We start from the raw sequence: 17,751 nt of genomic DNA, 5'->3' as shown, positions 1-17,751 counted from the left end.
GGTGCCTAACGCCAGAAAATGACCTTGCGCTCGATCATGCTGACCGCACCGAAGAAAATCAGGCTGACCAGTGATGCAGCAAAGATCGCAGCCCAGACCTGTACGAAGTCGATCTGCAAGGTGGCTTGATAGATCACCCAGCCGAGACCGCCGTAAGCACCAAGCATTTCGGTGACGATCGCGACGATCATGCTGCGGGTCGTCGATACCCGCATCGCCGAAGCAATCAACGGCAGGGCCGCCGGTAACTTCAGTCGCCAGATGATCATCAATGGGTTGGCGCCGAAGCTGCGCAGCAGGTCGATGGACTTGCGGTTCGCCTGATCCAGGCCGGTGAGGGCGCTGAGAAACACGGTGAAGCCGACTGCCAGGCTGACCATCACGATCTTCGACTCCGCGCCCATGCCGAACCACAGCAGTACTAGCGGTGCGTAAGCCACCACGGGTACCGAGTTGATGGCGATGGCCGCCGGCAGACACCAGCGTTTCAGTGTGGGAATCAGCGTCAGGATCACCGCTAGCAAGATGCCGCAGGCGCTGCCGATCACGTAGCCGCTGACGGCTTCCATCACGGTCATCCAGGTCGCATCCATCAGCGTAGATTGCAGATCCACCATGCTGACGAGGATTTCCAGAATGCCGGGCAGGATATACGCCGGCAGGTCGAATGCCCTGACGGCGCCCTCCCACAACACAACGAGTAATACGGCACCGGCAACGCCCCAGTAGACGTCAGCGCTCTGCCAGGAGCGGGATTTCATAGGTCGTTCCTCCAGAAAACGCAGGTCCGTTCGATCAGCGCCATCAAGCCGTAGAAGGTCGTACCCAACAGAGCAGAAGCGAGAATGGCTGCCCACAGGCCAACCATGTTCTCGTTGTACATCGCTTGCAGCAGGAGTACGCCGAGACCGGTCGTGTCACCGAACCATTCGCCGACGATGGCGCCCACCAGGCTCAACGTGGACGCCAAGCGCAGGGCGACGAAGATTTGTGGAAGCGCAGTTGGCAGTTGCAGGCGGATCAACATCTGCCAGCGTGATGCGCCGAAGCTGCGTAGCAACGCTTCCTGCTTGGGATTCACTGCCTGCAGGCCCACCAGCGTGTTTACCGTCACCGGGAAGAAGGTCAGGTAGAACGCAATGACGGACTTGGCCAGCATGGTGTTGCCGAACCACAGCACCACCAGCGCGCCGAACGCGATGACCGGGATGGTCTGCGAGACGACGAACAGCGGGAATACCATCTGCCTTAGCCGCGTGAACTTGGAAAACAGGACGCCGTTGCCGATGCCGACGATGGCGCCGGCAGCGAACCCGATCAGGGTTTCCACCAACGTGCGCAGGAATCCGCTGAGATAGGCGTCTGGAGTGGCTGCCACGGCCGAAGCCATCTGCGAAGGGCGCGGCATCGTATGCGACGGCACGTTAAGCGCCCAGACCAGCGCCTCCCAGATCAGCCCGACGATGGCGACGCCCAGCACGCCGCGGAGCGCGGCGCGGGGCAGGTCCGACAGTGCGTGGGTCGATGTCATAGCTTACGGTCCGACAGCGGAATGGCTTCGAGGAACTCGGGATGGAAGGCCGCTTTCAGGTCCACCGGCTTCTTCACCACTTCGTACTTGAGCAGGAAGTCATGGGCCTTCTGCACGGCCGCCATGTCGATGGTGAACAGGCCGTTATCCTTGGCGGAACCGGCTTCCATCAGGCGTGCAGCTTCGGTCAGCATCGCTTCCTGGTGCGGGCGTTCCAGCGTCGGCGCAACGGCCATCACGGTGTCGACAGCACCTTTAGGATCGTTGATCGCATCTTTCCAGCCGCGCAGAGTGGCGCGCAGGAAGGCCTTCACCAGCTCAGGGTTTTCCTTCGCCACTTTCTCGGACGTGATCAGCGTGTCACGTGGGAAGGTGATGCCGTAATCCTCGGCCACGAACAGGCGCAGGTTGTCTTCGGGGACACGGGATTTGATGGTGTTGAGTTCGTTGTACCAAGTTGCCGTGACCACATCGACGTCGCCGTCCACGAACGGTGTGACGCTTACTTGCTGCGGCTGGATCTTCACTTTCTTCTGGTCGATGCCCTGGTCGGCCAGCATGCCGAACAACACATAGTTGGAGCCGGTGAACCAGGTAGTGACGTTCTTGCCTTCGAAGTCTTTCAGCGTTTTCACCGGGCCATCCTTCTTCGCCACGAAGACGAATGGGGTCAGCTGGTGCGAGATGCCGATGCTGATGACGGGCAAGCCCTTGTCGCGCGCGGCGAACACGCTGTCGGTACCGCCGGAGAGGCCGAAGGTATCGGTACCGGCAGCGACCAGATTCTCTGTCAGCACGTTCGGGCCGCCCGGGTTGATGGTCAGGTCGATGCCTTCATCCTTGTAGTAACCCTTGGCCTGGGCCACGTAGAAACCAGCGAACTGTGCTTGCGGCAACCATTTCAGGCGCAGGCTGGCCTTGGTCATGTCCTGTGCGGCGGCGATGGATGAAAAGCCCAGGCCCACGCAGGTGAGGGTGCAGCCGATAGCCAGTAGCAAACGTCGTTTCAACATGGAAAAGCTCCTGCTCGGTAAGTCGGTTTGGTCAGAGGTGAGTCGTCGTTATCGATGAAGCGGGAAATTCAGCTCCGGTAGCTCGGGTCCTGACGGTCGAGCTGACGGAGGAAACCAGGCCATTCGCGCTCGCCGGCGATGAGGATGTCGCCTTTCTGCTCCCAGAACTGGCGTGCGGCTTTCTCACAAACATCGTGGGGAGGCACGACCAGCTTGGTACCGCCCGCTTGAGCGGCCTGCATGGAAAGCTGAATGCGCGCGGCGCGTTCGAAGTAATACAGCAGCATGAACGCCTCGCCCGGCGTGCGGCCGATGGTGAGAACGCCGTGGTTGCGCATCACCATTACGGGATGCGAGCCGAGGTGGGCAATCAGGCGCTCCTGCTCTTCGAGGTCAATGGCCACACCTTCGTAATCATGGAACGCCTGGCGCTGGTAGAAGCGCATCGCGAACTGGCTCCAGGGCAGCAGGCCTTCTTCCTGTCCGGAGATGGCGACGCTGGCGTCGGAGTGAGTGTGCAGGACACAGGCTGCATCGTGGCGGGCGCTATGGATCGCACCGTGGATCACGAAACCGGCGACGTTCACCTTGTACGGGCTCTCGGCGAGCTTGTTGCCCTCGAGGTCGATCAGTAGCAGGTTGGATGCGGTGATCTCGTCGAACAGCACGCCGTATGGGTTGATCAGGAACTGGCCTTCACGACCTGGCACGCGCGCTGATATGTGGTTGTAGATCAGGTCGTCCATGCCGAACTTGGCCACCAGTCGGTAGCAGGCGGCGAGGTCCACGCGAGCCTGCCATTCGACGGCGTCGATATGAGCAGGGCGGTTGGCGTCGAGGTTCTGCATGGTTCAGTGCCCCGTCGTAGCCTGGAAGGACTTCATGCTCTCTTCCTCGATCGCTTCGAGCAGCGTGCGCTTGAGGCTGATGAATTCCGGTGAGGTGACCAACTCGGCACCGCGAGGGCGAGGCAGGTTGACCGGCAATTCCAACTTGATCTTGCCGGGGCGGGCGGTGACGACCAATACGCGGTCACCGAGGAAGATGGCTTCGTCCACGTCGTGGGTAATGAAGAGGATGGTGCGGTTGTGTTTCTGCCAGACGTCCAGCAGCCAGCGCTGCATCATTGTGCGAGTCAGGGCGTCGAGTGCACCAAAGGGTTCGTCCAGCAGCATCAGGTCGCGCTTGAACAGAAAGGTGCGCATCAGTGCAACGCGCTGGCGCATGCCGCCCGATAGCTGGTTGGGATACTGCTTCTCGAAGCCGGCCAGGCCGAATTCAGGCAGCATCTTGAGGGCCAGTGCTCGGGCTTCGGCTTTCGGCATGCCCTCCATTTCGATGGCGAGGATGGCGTTGTCGATCACCGTACGCCATGGCAGCAAGAGGTCTTGCTGGGGCATGAACGACACATTGCCCAAAAGATCGCGTGCTTTGCAGGATTGGCCGCGGAATTGAATGCCTGCGCCGTCGTCCGGTTCTTCCAGGCCGGCCACTATATTGAACAGTGTGCTTTTGCCGCAGCCGGAAGGGCCCACCACGGTGACGAACTCGCCGGTGCCGATACGGGCATTCAGGCCACTCAGTGCTTGAACGTTGCCGAAGGTTTTCGATACGCCGCCTAGATCCAGTAGCGTCGACGCGGGGGCGACTTGTGGGCTCGTGTTCTGATGGTCAGCGGTCGGCACGTTTTTCAGCGGTAAACTCATGGCAGCACCTATTCATGGACGGGTTGTATACCTATCCGTGGTTCTGGGATGCATGGTTTTTGCAGGATGTATGCCAGTAAAATTGAAAGTGACGATTTAGATGTGATTGCCGCTTTCAGCCATACTCCGCGGGCGAGGCGCTATATAGAGCGTCTTTATATGTATGCAAAAAACTGTCTCAGGTATTTTTAAAATGGTTTCTAGTGCACAAGAAACGAGCGAGCGCACCTTAAAGGAGCGTCAAACCCTGGTTTCAGCTACTGGCGAAACGCTGGCTGACACGCTGCATCGTGTGCTGGAAAAAGAAATTGCCGAGGGTCGTCTGGCGCCGGGCAGCCGGCTGGATGAAAAGGAAATCGCGGAACGTTTCGGCGTATCGCGTACCCCGGTACGTGAGGCCTTGCGCCTATTGGGCGCAACTGGTCTGGTGGAGTCGAAAGGGCGACAGGGCGTGACGGTGCGGACCATCAGCATGGCGACGCTGCTGGAGATGTTCCAGGTCATGGCTGAGATGGAAGGGCTCTGTGCACGACTTGCCGCTCGCCGTATTACGCCTGAGCAGCGCGATAATCTTGAAGCGATCCATCGTCGGCTGGAGGCCGCATCAGTCAATCGCAGTGACATCGACACCTTCTATGAGGTGAACAAGGAGTTTCACGAGGCTATCTACGAGGCCTCGCGCAACGAGTTCCTGGCTGCTCAGACTCGGGCTTTGCGCAACCGCGTCGGGGCTTACAGGCGCCGGGTTACCTACCTTCCAAGCCGCATCGCAGACACGTTGCGCGAACACGATGAGGTGATGCAGGCGATCTTCCGGCACGATGGCGACGCGGCGCACAATGCCATGCGCGGGCATCTGAATCTCCTCGGCGACAACCTCGTGGATTTCATCGCGCACTTTTCCTGATTTCATCCTCTATTTGCTCCTTGGTATGCAAGTTGCAGTTTCTTGCATACCTGAAACCGTGTTCGTAGGAGCAAGTCGTGGATCTCAAACTCAAAGGCAAGATCGCGCTCATCACCGGCGCTTCCAAAGGCATTGGCATGGCAACGGCGCATATCCTTGCTGCCGAAGGTTGCCACTTGCATCTGGCCGCTCGTAACGGCGCACCGATGCGCGAAGCGAAAGAGCAGCTCGAAGCCGAGTATGGCGTGCGTGTGACCGTCCATGAGATGGACCTTTCCACCACCGCTGCCATGGAAGAACTGGCCGAAAAGGCCGCCGAGTGCAACATCCTCATTAACAACGCCGGTGACATCCCGGCTGGTTCCCTCAGCGTGGTGACCGACGAAGCCATTCGCACCGGCTTCGATCTCAAGGTGTTCGGCTATATCAGCCTTTCGCGGCTGTTCTACCCGAAGATGAAGGGCAAGGACGGCGTGATCATCAACGTCATCGGCAACTCCGGCGAGAACTGGGACGCTAGCTACTTTGCCGGCAGCACCGGTAACGCGGCACTGATGTCCTTCACCAAAGCCATTGGCGGGGCCAGCCTGAACGATGGCATCCGCGTCGTCGGCGTCAACCCTGGACCGGTCGCCACCGACCGTATGCTCAAGATCATGCGCCGCAAGGCCATCGACATGCTGGGCGACGAGAGCCGCTGGGAAGAACTGTTCGACCTCTATCCTGGCAAGCGTCCTGCGACCTCGGAAGAAGTGGGTGACCTGGTCGCCTTCCTGGCCTCGCCGAAGTCCGGCTACACCACGGGCACCATCGTCACCATCGACGGCGGTATCGCCGCACGCGGTTCGGTCATCTGACCCGCCGCTGACGGAGCACACCATGTCTGATGCACTCGTTCGCAACCGCTATTTCGACGAACTCTGCGCCACGCCGGATCTGGCCTGGCTGGGGCAAAACACCAACCACATCCCGACTCACCCGTCCGTCAAGGCGGCGATGATCGCGTCCATCGAGGCGGGCGAGTTCAACGCCTACGCGCCACCGCTGGGTTTCGAGTCGCTGCGGGCTGCCATCATCGCCGATCTTGGCGTATCAGGTGCCGAGGCGATGGTCACCGACGGCGGCGTCAATGCGCTGGCCACTATCTGCAAGGCACGTTGTAAGCCGGGCACGACCTTCGTCACCAGTGACCCGACCTGGAAATGGCCGTGCTTGTTTGCCCGTCAACAGGGTGCTGAGGTAATCGAGCTGCCGATCTACGATGCGGCTCAGCAGTACAAGATGACCCCGGAGCAGCTGCGCGATGCAGTGGACGAGCGCACGGCGGTGATCTATCTCGTCGACCCGAACAACCCGCTGGGCGTGCGTTACACCCAGGCGGAGATCGAAGCCTTCGTCTCTATCGCAGAAGAATGCGGCGCACTGCTGGTGCATGACTGCACCTACCGTGACTTTGCGGAAGGCCACTACCCGGCGCTGAAAACCGGCAGCCAGAACGTGGTTGTCACCGTCAGCTTCTCCAAGTGGCTAGGGTTGGCCGGGATGCGCATCGGCGCCCTGATCGCGCCATCTGCCATGCTGGACGAGTTCGCCGGCCTGGCCACGGGTGTGCTGGGTGCCAGCGTGATCGCCCAGCGCGCGGCGGAAGCCGGGCTGAAGATCAAGGCCGAGTGGATGGAGGAAGTCCGTGCCATCGACAACGCCAACAAGGCCGATATTCATGCCGCGATCAGCGCTATCCCTGGCTTCTCGGTTCCGGTGTATCCATCCCACGGCAACTTCCTCGTCGTGGAAACCATCGGCGGTGGCATCGCGCCGGAAGCCCTGGTCGCTGCCTACCTGAAGCAAGGCGTGATGATTCGCCAGGGCACCTATCACACCCAGCGCTTCGGCGACCGTTTCGTCAAGATCAGCACCTCCGTACCACGTGAGTGGGCGCAGCGCTTTTGTGCGCTGCTGCCACAGATGGTCGAGGAAGCTCGCGGGCTGGACGTTTCCAGCGCTCAATTCTGACCAACGCTTCAATGCTGAGGAGCCAACGTATGTTCATCACCACCGACGACGGCGTGAAACTGCACGTCGAGGAAGCGGGCGAAGGCACGCCGATCCTGTTCATCCACGAGTTCGGCGGCAACCACCTCGCGTGGGAACCGCAGATGAGCTTCTTCGCGCGCCGTCATCGCTGCATAACTTATGCGGCGCGTGGCTATGGCCCGTCTGATATCCCGAATGATCTGGAGGCCTATTCGCAACGTCGCGCTGTCGACGACGCGGTGGCGGTGCTGGATGGCCTGGGTATCGAGAAGGCGCACATCGTCGGTCTGTCGATGGGTGGCTTCGCGACCGTTCACTTCGGCCTGATTTACCCCGAGCGCGCGCTGTCCCTGACTGTCGCCGGTGCCGGTTATGGTTGCGAGAAGGATCTGGAGGAGTATTTCCGTGGTGTCTCGCGGGAAGTGGCCGACCGCTTCGAAGCGCAGGGCGCGGAAGCGTTCGCCAAGATCTACTCACTGGGTTCTTCGCGTGTCCAGTTCCAGAACAAGGACCCACGCGGCTGGCAGGATTTCGCCACTCGCCTGGCGACTCACTCCGACGTCGGTGCCGCCATGACCATGCGTGGCGTGCAGGCTCGTCGTCCATCGTTCTACGATCTGGAAGCCGAGTTGAAGGAGATGACGCTGCCGACGTTGGTGATGGTGGGCGATGAAGACGACCACTGCCTGCAGCCGGGCATCTTCCTCAAGAAGACTATTCCTGCCTGCGGACTCTGCGTGCTGCCGAAGACCGGCCACACCCTCAACCTGGAAGAGCCCGCGCTGTTCAACAGTTTCCTGGCCGAGTTCATCGCCATGGCGGAAGCCGGGCGCTGGGCCGTGCGCGATCCGCGTGCGATTCCCGGTCAGGTCATGAAAACGGACTAAGGAGCACCCATGCAGTCGCCAGCAATCGACGGTGATCGTCTCTGGTCACGCCTCATGCAATTGGCCGAGTGCGGCGCCACGGCGAAGGGTGGCGTCAATCGCCAGGCCCTGAGCCTGGAAGAGCACGCGGCCTGGCGCCTGGTGATCGGCTGGGCCGAATCGGCGGGGCTTGCTGCCTCGACCGATGCGGCCGGCAATCTCTTTTTGACATTGCCGGGCAGCGATGCCGAGGCGTTGCCGGTGATGACCGGCAGTCACCTCGATTCGCAGCCCACGGGCGGTCGATTCGATGGCGTCTATGGCGTCGCGGCGGCACTGGAAGCGGTGTGCACGCTGGCGGAAGCCGGCGTGAAGCCGAGCCACGATCTGGTGGTGGTCGCCTGGATGAACGAAGAAGGCTCGCGCTTCGCGCCCGGGATGATGGGCTCCGAGGCGTTCGCCGGTATGCGTTCACTTGAGTTCATCCGAGGCGTGCGCGATGCCGTTGGCATCAGCGTGGGTGAAGCACTCGATGCGCAGATGGCCGAATTTTCGGCACTGCCGCGCAAGCGGTTGGGTTTCCCAATCGGCGCTTACGTCGAAGCCCACATCGAGCAAGGTCCGGTGCTGGAAGCGGAAGAGAAGGTCATCGGCGTAGTGACCGGCATCCAGGGTAAGAAAACCTGGGAGATCAGCCTGCTCGGCGAAGAAGGTCACGCCGGCACTCTCGCGACGGCGGATCGTCGTGATGCGCTGGACGCTTTTAGCCGAATCGCGCAGCGGATGTACCGGGAAGTGGGTGGCGATGATCCTCTGGTGAAGTTCACTATCGGCCGGCTGCGAGTCGAGCCGAATGCGCCGTCCGTGGTGCCAAGTCGCGTGGTGTTCTCCATCGACCTGCGCCATCCGGACAATGCTGTATTGGACAGGCTGGGCGACGCGCTCGAGCGTATCTGCAAGGAAAGCTGTGCACCGTGTGACGTCGAGTTGAAGCGGCTGGTCAGCGCACCGTCCAACGAGTTCGATTCGAACCTGCAGGCAACCATCGAGCAGTCGGCACGTCAGCGGGGCATCCCCTCGATGCACCTTCTATCCGCCGCGGGTCACGACGCGCGCTACATGGCGCCGCTTTGCCCCAGCGCGATGATCTTCATCCCCTGTCGCGATGGCGTAAGCCACGCCGAACACGAATGGGCCGAGCCCGCGCACGTCACGGCCGGTGCCGACGTGTTGCTGGATACCTTGCTGACCTTGTGCGGAGATTGAAATGAACAGTCCTGTTCAACGTATGGCCGATATGCCGGCGCAGCTTCCGGCAGCTCCGGAAAGCCCAGCTGCCGAGCGTTCACGGTTCTTCAATTCGGGCAACGCTTTCAACATCAAGCTGCCGGTGGTGCCGCGTCAGGTGTTTACCTCGCCGGCGGAAGCAGCCATGAGCGGGGAGACCCGCTTGATCGCTTGTGATCAGGCCGAAGCGCTCGGTGCACCGTTTCCGGCTACAACGCCATTGATGCTCGCGCATTACGCGCGGATCACGTCGGGCGACACGCTAGAGATCGATTTCGCGGCGACAGGGACCATCGCCTACGTCATCGTTGGCAGCGGCGATCTACAACGTGGCGATGAACAAGTACGTTGGGGCGCGGGTGACGTCATCCTGATTCCAGGTGGCATGCCCAGCCGTTTGTCCGCTTCGAGCGACGCGGTCCTTTGGCTGGTGAGCAACGAGCCACAACTGGCGCTCGATGGATCGCTGCCGGGTCTCGATGCACCGGTGGACCTGATCCATTACCCAGCGGCGGAAATCGCCCGTCAGGTGGAGCTGATCTACCAAGCCGCACCGGACGAAACCACCTCAGGCATCGCGGTGATCTTCTCGTCAGATCGTCTGCAGGCGGCGCGTAACATCCTGCCGTCTCTGACCTTGTCTCTGAACACCTTGCCACCTCACACGCATCAACGTGGGCACAAGCACAACTCGGCCGCGCTCACGCTGATCGTGCAGGGCGAGCAGTGCTACTCGAAGGTGGACGGCCACGATTGCGCCTGGGCGCCGTGGGCCACGTTGGTGACACCTCCCGGCTCGCCGCATTCCCACCACAACGGTGGTGATAAGCGCGCGCTGTTCCTCATCGTGCAGGACGGTGGTTTGCACTATCACGCCCGGACCATGGGGTTCGAGTTTCTGGAGTAAACACGCTGTTGCAGGCGGCTTGATACGTAGCGTGAAGGTAAGCTCAGGCGAACGCACCTGAGAAAGCCGAGCGCAGTAGTTTCAAGCCGTCTGCACAAAGGAGTTTGTATGTCGCGTCAGATGCACCTCGGCTTGTTCCTGCTGGGAACGGGCAGCCACACCGCCGGCTGGCGATACCCCGGCGCTCTGGATTCCTTCGTGGACTTTGCTGCAATTCAAAAGATCGGGCAGATCGCTGAGCGGGGCCTGTTCGACCTGATTTTCATGGGCGACAACCTCAATGCGGACCCCAAGGCGCACCCGTCCTACACCCTGCGACTGGAGCCGCTGACGATGCTGGCGGCGCTGGCTACCTCGACTCGCCACGTCGGGTTGGGAGCCACTGTGTCGACCACTTACAGCGATCCGTTCACCGTGGCGCGGGCATTCGCCTCGCTGGACTTCATCAGCGGCGGCCGTGCGGCCTGGAACGCAGTCACTACGTCCAATCCGGTTATCGGCGCCAACTTCGGCACCGTGCACCCGGACCATGCGCGTCGCTATGAGATGGCTGGCGAGTTCGTCGATGTCGTGAAGCAATTGTGGGATGGCTGGGCTGATGATGCCGTGGTGGCCGATCGTAAATCAGGCTTGTACATCGATCCGCAGAAAGTCCGCGCCATCGACCACGAAGGCGAGTTCTTCAAGGTGAAGGGACCGTTGAACATCAGTCGTGCGCCTCAAGGACATCCGGTGGTGTTGCAGGCCGGCGGTTCCGAGGCCGGTTTGCAGATGGCGGCCAAGAGCGCCGATGTGGCGTTCTCGGTGGTGCAGGACATCGACGAGGCCCGTGCCAGCTACGCCGATCTCAAGAAGCGCCTGCCATCGTTCGGCCGCCGCCCGGAGGACGTGACGGTGCTGCCAGGCGTCATGCCGGTGGTGGGGCGCACCGACAAGGAAGCCCGCGACAAACTGAACGAGCTGCAAGGCTACATTGGCGACGGTAAGGCCATGGCGGTACTGGCCGAGCGCTTAGGTCAGGACTTCTCAGGGTACGACCTCGACGCGCCAGTGCCTGAGATGGACTTGCCCGACACCTACCATGCGTTCACCCGTGTACTGCTCTCCAAGGCGCGCCGCGAAAAGATGACGCTGCGTGATCTCTACAGCCTGACGGCCGCCGCCCGAGGGCATTGGGTCATCTGTGGCAGCCCGGAAACCATCGCCAATACGTTGCAGGAATGGTTCGAAACCCGCGCGGCCGATGGCTTCAACATCATGCCGCCGTACTTCCACGAAGGCTTCGAGGATTTTGTCGACGGCGTGGTGCCTATCCTGCAGGAGCGCGGGTTGTTCCGTCGGCAGTACGAGGGCAGCACATTGCGCGAGCATCTCGGGTTGGCTAGACCCCAGCGATCCTAAGGTTTTGCTGGCGCTATCAAAAGTCATGGGCGCTGTAGGGCGCCCTTTACTTTTGCGCAGCATATTCGAGACGTGTTTTTAAAGCGGACCTCACAACTCGACAAGCGTCGATTGCCAAATCCCTTTGCCTTAACTACTGTATATAAAAACAGTGAAAGCGCGCCGCGAGTGCCGTTTTCAAGTGGTAAACGGCATGCATGGGACCTTATCCCAAAGGAAGTATGAATGGGCTCGGTCATTGCGCTCGACACGTTGTTCGATCAGCGGCGCGTTTGGAAAGGTAATGCCGTACGGCAAACTCGAGGTGCACATTCGACGGGCCTGGAGGCGTTGGATGCCATTCTGCCTACGGGGGGCTGGCCTGAATCCGCGCTGAGTGAGGTGCTCCTGCATGCCGAAGGCAGCGGTGAACTGCATCTCTTGTGGCCCACTCTGGCGCGTTTGACGAAGCAAGCCGAACGCATTGTTCTGGTGGCGCCACCGCATGTGCCTTTCCCTCATGCCTGGTTGTCCGCGGGTGTCGATTTGCGCTGGATGACGCTCATCGAGGCAAGCTCCAAGGACGCGTTATGGGCGGCGGAACAATGCCTTCGCTCGGGTAGCTGCGGCGCCGTCCTGTGCTGGCCTGCAAATGCCGATGATCGTGCGTTGCGTCGTTTGCAAGTCGCTGCGGAAACGGGCCAGACACTCGGGTTCGCCTTTCGTCCCTTGCGTGAGGCGGTCAATCCGTCTCCAGCGGCTCTGAGACTTTGTCTGGAGACACGGCCATCTCGGGTCAGCGTATTGAAGTGCCGCGGTGGCATTGCCCCGGATACGGCGATTCCACTTATGGCCAGTCATTGAGCAGCCGTTATGCGTTGGGCTTGCATTCTCTTCCCACAATTGGCGCTCGACGGCGTACTACGCCACCGCGAACAGTCGGAGGTGCCGCTGGCGCTCATCAGCGGTACACCACAGCGACGGGTCGTGCATGCGCTCAATCCTGCTGCGCGCGCATTGGGCCTCAAATCCGGTATGTCATTGACTGCAGCCCAGGCTTTGAGCACCGCCTTTGAAACGGCTGAGTACGATCTGGGGGCCATCGAGCGTTGGCAGGCCTTTCTGGCGGCCTGGGCCTACGGCTTCAGCTCCCAAGTAAGCCTGCATTACCCACGTGCGCTGGTGCTCGAAGTGGAATCCAGTCTGGGCCTGTTCGGCCCTTGGCCACGCTTCGAGGCGCGCTTGCGTGACGAGCTGGCAGCGCTGGGGTTTCGCCATCGTATTACCTTGGCACCCAATCCTGTGGCCGCACGGATTCTGGCCAACGCCCACGATGGCCTGGCCATCAGCAGCCAGAGCGAACTTCACGAGAGGTTAGGGCGCATGCCGGTCGAACGGTTAGGGCTGCCTCGAGACGTGGCTACGGCCTTTTCCCGGATGGGGCTGCGCAGCTTTCGACAGGTGCTCGGCTTGCCCCGCGATACCTTGGCGCGACGCTTTCCAGCGGAACTGCTCAGGCATTTGGATACTTTGCTCGGCAGGCGTGGCATCGCATTGCAGTGCTATTTACCGCCGGATGAATTCGATGCCCGCATCGAGCTCAACTTCGACGTGGAATCGAATCAAGCACTGCTTTTCCCGGTACGTCGCCTCATTGCCGACTTGGCGGCGTTTCTTGCTGGCCGTGATTGCGGCGTGCAGCGGTTCAGCCTGCTACTGGAACATCGAAGCCTACCGGACACACAGATGCCGGTTGGGTTGCTGGGCATCGAGCGCGAGGCGGATGTGCTGTTCGAGTTGACGCGAGGGCGGCTGGAGCAGCTTGAGGTTCCTGCGCCAGTGCTCGCCGTGCGGCTCGTCGCCCGCGATTTACCGGAGTTTTTGCCGGAACGCCGTGAGCTTTTCGACGAGCGACCTCAGCAAAACCTGAGCTGGGAGCGCCTGCGTGAACGGCTCCGTTCGCGTTTGGGTGATGAAGCCGTCAGTGATATCAAGGCGCGTGCGGACCATCGCCCTGAATCAGCCTGGCAAGCAGGTGAGTTCCGTGGATCGACTGAGGCATTACCTAGCGCCCAGTGCCGGCCTGGTTGGTTACTGCGCGCACCGGAGCCTTTCACGGAAGGGGATATGCGCATCCTGGCTGGCCCCGAGCGCATCGAGTCAGGCTGGTGGGACCATAACGATCAATGCCGGCATTACTTCTGGGTCGAGACGCAAAGCGGGCGTCGGGCCTGGGTCTATCGCCCCTTGAAGGAAGGCGGGCCACTTCTGCTCCAGGGCTGGCTGTCATGAGCGGCTATGCCGAATTGCACTGCTTGTCCAACTTCACTTTCCAGCGCGGCGCTTCCAGTGCCATGGAGTTGTTTCAGCGTGCCAAGCAGCAGGGCTACGAGGCGCTGGCGATTACCGATGAGTGCACGTTGGCTGGCATTGTCCGGGCCTGGCAGGCCTCGAAAAAAGTCGAGCTGCCATTGATCGTGGGCAGCGAGATGGCAATCGAAAACGGCCCCCGCCTGGTTGTGCTGGTGGAAACGCTGGAGGGATATCAGAACTTGTGCCGCATGATCAGCGCCGCAAGGGGGCGGGCAGAGAAGGGGACTTACCGTCTACTGCATGAAGATCTGCAAGGTAGCCGGAGTGGGTTGCTGGCGCTGTGGTTGCCTGATTCGACGTGCACATTGGCCCACGGTCATTGGTTGAAGTCGGTTTTTGCCGATCGGCTGTGGCTGGCGGTCGAATTGCACCAAGGGCCGGATGACCGTCAGCGTCTGCGGCAGTTGTCCGCAGCGGCGGCGGTGCTTGGCATCCCTATGACGGCCTCGGGTGACGTCCACATGCACGCACGGGGGCGACGGGCACTACAGGACACGATGACTGCCATCCGACATCACTGCACGGTGGCCGAAGCCGGCTTTCGCTTGTTTCCCAATGGCGAGCGTCATCTTCGCAGTCTAGAGACGCTGGTTGAGCGGTATCTCGCCGAGCTCATGGCCGAAACGTTACAGATCGCGCAACGCTGCCAGTTTGGTCTCGACCAGTTGGAATACGAATATCCGCACGAAGTCGTAGGTCCGGGGCATACGCCGACGTCTTGGTTGCGGCAGCTGACGGAGCAAGGGATACGCAATCGTTGGCCAGAAGGCATCACGCCAGATACGCGTACGCAGATCGAGAAGGAACTCGCCCTGATCGCGGAGTTGAAGTACGAGAGTTACTTCCTCACTGTTCAGGACGTGGTGGTTTTCGCGCGAAGCCAAGGGATTCTCTGTCAGGGGCGAGGCTCGGCCGCCAACTCGGCGGTGTGCTTCGCCTTGGGCATCACGGAGTTGGACCCCAGTCGGGTCAATCTGTTGTTCGAGCGGTTCATTTCTCGCGAGCGTAACGAGCCGCCGGATATCGACGTCGATTTCGAGCATGAGCGCCGTGAGGAAGTGATTCAGTACGTCTTCAAACGCTACGGTCGCCATCGTGCAGCGATCACGGCAGTCGCCAGCACCTACCATGGTGCAGGCGCAGTGCGTGATGTGGCCAAGGCATTAGGATTGCCACCCGATCAGGTCAATGCGCTCGCCGATTGTTGTGGTCGCTGGACGGATCAGTTACCGCCACCCGAAAGGCTGCGCGAGGCGGGCTTCGATCCGGAAAGCCCGATCATTCACAAAGTAATGGTGCTGACGGGCGAGCTGATCGGTTTCCCCAGGCATTTGTCTCAGCATCCTGGTGGTTTCGTCATTTCCGAGCAGCCGTTGACGACACTGGTGCCTGTGGAAAACGCGAGCATGCCGGGCCGTACTGTCATCCAGTGGGACAAGGACGATCTGGATCTCGTCGGCCTGCTCAAGGTGGACATTCTCGCGCTCGGCATGTTGACGGCCCTACGGCGTTGTTTCGATCTGATAGCTGGATACCGAAGGCGCCCACCTTTGACGATCGCGAATATCCCCGCAGAGGATGCGCGCACGTATGAAATGATCAGTCGCGCCGACACCATGGGGGTCTTCCAGATCGAGTCGCGCGCTCAGATGTCGATGCTGCCGCGCTTACGGCCCGAGAAGTTCTATGACTTGGTGATCGAGGTCGCCATCGTGCGGCCAGGGCCGATCGTGGGGGACATGGTGCATCCGTATCTGCGACGGCGAAATGGACAGGAAGACGTCACCTATCCCAACGACAAGTTGAAGAAAGTCTTCGAACGTACCCTGGGCGTGCCGCTTTTTCAGGAGCAGGTGATGGAGCTGGCCATCGTGGCCGCCGACTACACACCGGGTGAAGCTGATCAGTTGCGCCGCTCGATGGCCGCCTGGAAGCGCCACGGCGGTCTTGAGCCGCATCAGAAGAAACTGATGGAGCGGATGCGAAAGAACGGCTACACCACTGAGTTCGCAACGCGGATCTTCGAGCAGATCAAGGGCTTTGGTAGTTACGGTTTTCCCGAGTCCCATGCGGCGAGTTTCGCGCTGATCACCTACGCCAGTTGCTGGCTCAAATGCCATGAGCCAGCGGCGTTCACTGCCGCGCTGATCAACAGCTGGCCCATGGGCTTCTACAGTCCCGATCAATTGCTGCAGAACGCGCGCCGTCACGGCATCGGCACATTGCCTGTGGATGTTCGTTATAGCGATTGGGATTGCACGCTCGAAGGGCCGGAGCGAGGCGGTCAGCCTAGTATTCGCATGGGCATGCGGATGATTCGCGGCTTTCGTGAAGCGGATGCACAACGCATTTGCCAGGCGCGCGCTCGTGCCGCTTTTACCGATGTCGATGACCTCAGCCGACGCGCTGACCTGGAGCGACGTGCCGCTGAACAGCTGGCCGACGCGGGCGCTTTGCGTAGTTTGGCAGGCCACCGGCACCGTGCTCGCTGGGCTGTTTCTGGTATCGAGGCTCAACGCCCTTTGTTCGATGAGCTGCCTGCGGCCCAGGAAATCAAAGTCGCGTTGCCTTTGCCCACGGCCGGTGAAGACTTGCAGGCCGATTACAGCACCTTAGGAACGACGCTCGGCCAGCATCCCATTGCGATGCTGCGCAGTGCCTTGCGTGCACAACGCTGCCGGAGCTCGCGCGATTTGAGGAACATCGAGCATGGGCGTTTCATTTCGGTCGCTGGTTTGGTGGTGGGGCGGCAGCGCCCGGGAACGGCTGGAGGAACCACATTCGTTACGCTCGAGGACGAATTCGGCATGGTCAACGTCGTGGTCTGGCGGGATCTATGCGAACGCCAGCGCCGACCGTTATTGGAGTCACGCTTGATGAAGGTGGAAGGGCGCTTGGAATCCGAAAACAATGTGATCCACCTGATCGCGCGCCGCCTGTATGACCTGACGCCATTACTGACAGGGCTCGATGTACGCAGTCGTGATTTTCATTGATTGAACGTATACGTTCGCGGGCAAGCCCGCTCCTACAAAAGCGGATGAACTCTCGCGGGTCGTGTAGGGCGGGTACAACCCGCGGCTTTCTAAGGCGATAGGGCGCGGGTTTTATCTGCCCAACGGAAGCTCGTGCTAGCCCAGCGCTCTTGTTCGCGAGCAAGCTCGCTCCTACAAAAGCGCGTGAACTCTCGCGGGTCGTGTAGGGCGGGTACAACCCGCGGCTTTTAAGGTGATAGGGCGCGGGTTTTATCTGCCCAACGGAAGCTCGTGCTGGCCCAGCGCTCTTGTTCGCGAGCAAGCTCGCTCCTACAAAAAGCGTATCTGCTTTGCGGTTGGGGCGATTGGCATGTAAACACGGTATCTCGCACGCAACGCAGCCCTCGAACACAATCTTTGCTGGCGCCTTGTAAGTTGAGATTCAGGCTGTACAATGGCGCCGCTCGCCGCAATGGCGGGTACGTTATGGTGGCCCTGCCGGTCCCCCCGCAACGATCAGCCGTGAACCCGGTCAGGCCTGGAAGGGAGCAGCCGCAGCGGTGACATTGTGTGCCGGGGTGTGGCTGGTAGGGTCACCACCCAATTGCTTTCTCCCCCTCTATTGCTTATTGCCTACAGTGCCTGGCACCTAGTTGCGCACGTGCATTGCCATCTCCGCTTTTTGCCTAATCCTGCCGCCGTTTGAGTTCCTGGAACCCGGCGAATCCCGCTAGGTCTGACTCGCGATCGCCTTTTACCGAGACGTGATGGG

At 60.8% G+C, this 17,751-nt stretch carries 15 protein-coding genes and 1 other RNA gene; 11 read left to right on the top strand and 5 right to left on the bottom strand.

The features are described from left to right. Positions 1 to 5: 5 nt before the first annotated feature. The 5 genes from IEY47_RS18215 to IEY47_RS18195 all read right to left on the bottom strand — a co-directional run bounded on the left by IEY47_RS18215 (position 6) and on the right by IEY47_RS18195 (position 4,250). Positions 6 to 761, bottom strand: coding sequence for an ABC transporter permease (locus tag IEY47_RS18215; RefSeq protein WP_188985322.1), 756 nt, complete (start codon positions 759 to 761; stop codon positions 6 to 8). Then, positions 758 to 1,531, bottom strand: coding sequence for an ABC transporter permease (locus IEY47_RS18210; protein ID WP_188985321.1), 774 nt, complete (start codon positions 1,529 to 1,531; stop codon positions 758 to 760). Before IEY47_RS18210 ends, IEY47_RS18215 begins: the two co-directional genes overlap by 4 nt. After that, the gene (locus tag IEY47_RS18205) at positions 1,528 to 2,544 is read right to left on the bottom strand and encodes an ABC transporter substrate-binding protein (RefSeq protein ID WP_188985319.1); all 1,017 of its coding nucleotides are present in this window, start codon (positions 2,542 to 2,544) and stop codon (positions 1,528 to 1,530) included. Before IEY47_RS18205 ends, IEY47_RS18210 begins: the two co-directional genes overlap by 4 nt. A gap of 68 nt (positions 2,545 to 2,612) precedes the next feature. Then, on the bottom strand, positions 2,613 to 3,392 hold the full coding sequence (locus IEY47_RS18200; RefSeq protein WP_188985317.1) for a class II aldolase/adducin family protein: 780 nt from the start codon (positions 3,390 to 3,392) through the stop codon (positions 2,613 to 2,615). A gap of 3 nt (positions 3,393 to 3,395) precedes the next feature. Then, the gene (locus tag IEY47_RS18195; RefSeq protein ID WP_188985315.1) at positions 3,396 to 4,250 is read right to left on the bottom strand and encodes an ABC transporter ATP-binding protein; all 855 of its coding nucleotides are present in this window, start codon (positions 4,248 to 4,250) and stop codon (positions 3,396 to 3,398) included. 193 nt (positions 4,251 to 4,443) lie between these two features. On the opposite strand from IEY47_RS18195, the gene IEY47_RS18190 reads away from it, so the two are divergent. From IEY47_RS18190 to ffs, 11 genes are all read left to right on the top strand, one after another. Continuing rightward, entirely contained in the window at positions 4,444 to 5,157 is a 714-nt protein-coding gene (locus tag IEY47_RS18190; protein ID WP_188985314.1) for a GntR family transcriptional regulator, read from the top strand. Positions 5,158 to 5,234: 77 nt separating this feature from the next. Beyond that, positions 5,235 to 6,014 carry an SDR family oxidoreductase gene (locus tag IEY47_RS18185; protein WP_188985312.1) on the top strand — a complete coding sequence of 260 codons (780 nt, stop codon included), beginning with the start codon at positions 5,235 to 5,237 and terminating at the stop codon, positions 6,012 to 6,014. 22 nt (positions 6,015 to 6,036) lie between these two features. Continuing rightward, on the top strand, positions 6,037 to 7,170 hold the full coding sequence (locus tag IEY47_RS18180) for a pyridoxal phosphate-dependent aminotransferase (RefSeq protein WP_188985310.1): 1,134 nt from the start codon (positions 6,037 to 6,039) through the stop codon (positions 7,168 to 7,170). A gap of 29 nt (positions 7,171 to 7,199) precedes the next feature. Beyond that, positions 7,200 to 8,078 carry an alpha/beta fold hydrolase gene (locus IEY47_RS18175; RefSeq protein WP_188985308.1) on the top strand — a complete coding sequence of 293 codons (879 nt, stop codon included), beginning with the start codon at positions 7,200 to 7,202 and terminating at the stop codon, positions 8,076 to 8,078. Positions 8,079 to 8,087: 9 nt separating this feature from the next. Further along, on the top strand, positions 8,088 to 9,323 hold the full coding sequence (locus tag IEY47_RS18170) for a Zn-dependent hydrolase (protein WP_188985306.1): 1,236 nt from the start codon (positions 8,088 to 8,090) through the stop codon (positions 9,321 to 9,323). A gap of 1 nt (position 9,324) precedes the next feature. Then, positions 9,325 to 10,251 (top strand): cupin domain-containing protein, encoded by a 927-nt coding sequence (locus tag IEY47_RS18165; RefSeq protein ID WP_188985304.1) that lies wholly within the window; start codon positions 9,325 to 9,327, stop codon positions 10,249 to 10,251. Positions 10,252 to 10,359: 108 nt separating this feature from the next. After that, positions 10,360 to 11,652, top strand: a complete 1,293-nt coding sequence (locus tag IEY47_RS18160; RefSeq protein WP_188985302.1) for an LLM class flavin-dependent oxidoreductase — start codon at positions 10,360 to 10,362, stop codon at positions 11,650 to 11,652. A gap of 225 nt (positions 11,653 to 11,877) precedes the next feature. Continuing rightward, positions 11,878 to 12,495 carry a translesion DNA synthesis-associated protein ImuA gene (gene imuA, locus IEY47_RS18155; protein WP_188985300.1) on the top strand — a complete coding sequence of 206 codons (618 nt, stop codon included), beginning with the start codon at positions 11,878 to 11,880 and terminating at the stop codon, positions 12,493 to 12,495. A 9-nt stretch (positions 12,496 to 12,504) separates the two neighbouring features. Beyond that, positions 12,505 to 13,923: a Y-family DNA polymerase gene (locus IEY47_RS18150; RefSeq protein ID WP_188985298.1), complete on the top strand. Its 1,419-nt coding sequence runs from the start codon at positions 12,505 to 12,507 to the stop codon at positions 13,921 to 13,923. Next, the gene (locus IEY47_RS18145; protein WP_188985296.1) at positions 13,920 to 17,000 is read left to right on the top strand and encodes an error-prone DNA polymerase; all 3,081 of its coding nucleotides are present in this window, start codon (positions 13,920 to 13,922) and stop codon (positions 16,998 to 17,000) included. The genes IEY47_RS18150 and IEY47_RS18145 overlap by 4 nt, the downstream gene beginning before the upstream one ends. Before the next feature lie 475 nt (positions 17,001 to 17,475). Next, positions 17,476 to 17,572: signal recognition particle sRNA small type (gene ffs / locus IEY47_RS18140), an RNA gene on the top strand. The last annotated feature ends 179 nt before the right edge of the window (positions 17,573 to 17,751 follow it).

Origin of the sequence: Pseudomonas matsuisoli, from assembly GCF_014647635.1 — a bacterium.
Classification (GTDB): domain Bacteria; phylum Pseudomonadota; class Gammaproteobacteria; order Pseudomonadales; family Pseudomonadaceae; genus Pseudomonas_P; species Pseudomonas_P matsuisoli.
Note: the sequence above shows the minus strand (reverse complement) of the source record. Positions and strands in the feature narration are given on the sequence as shown.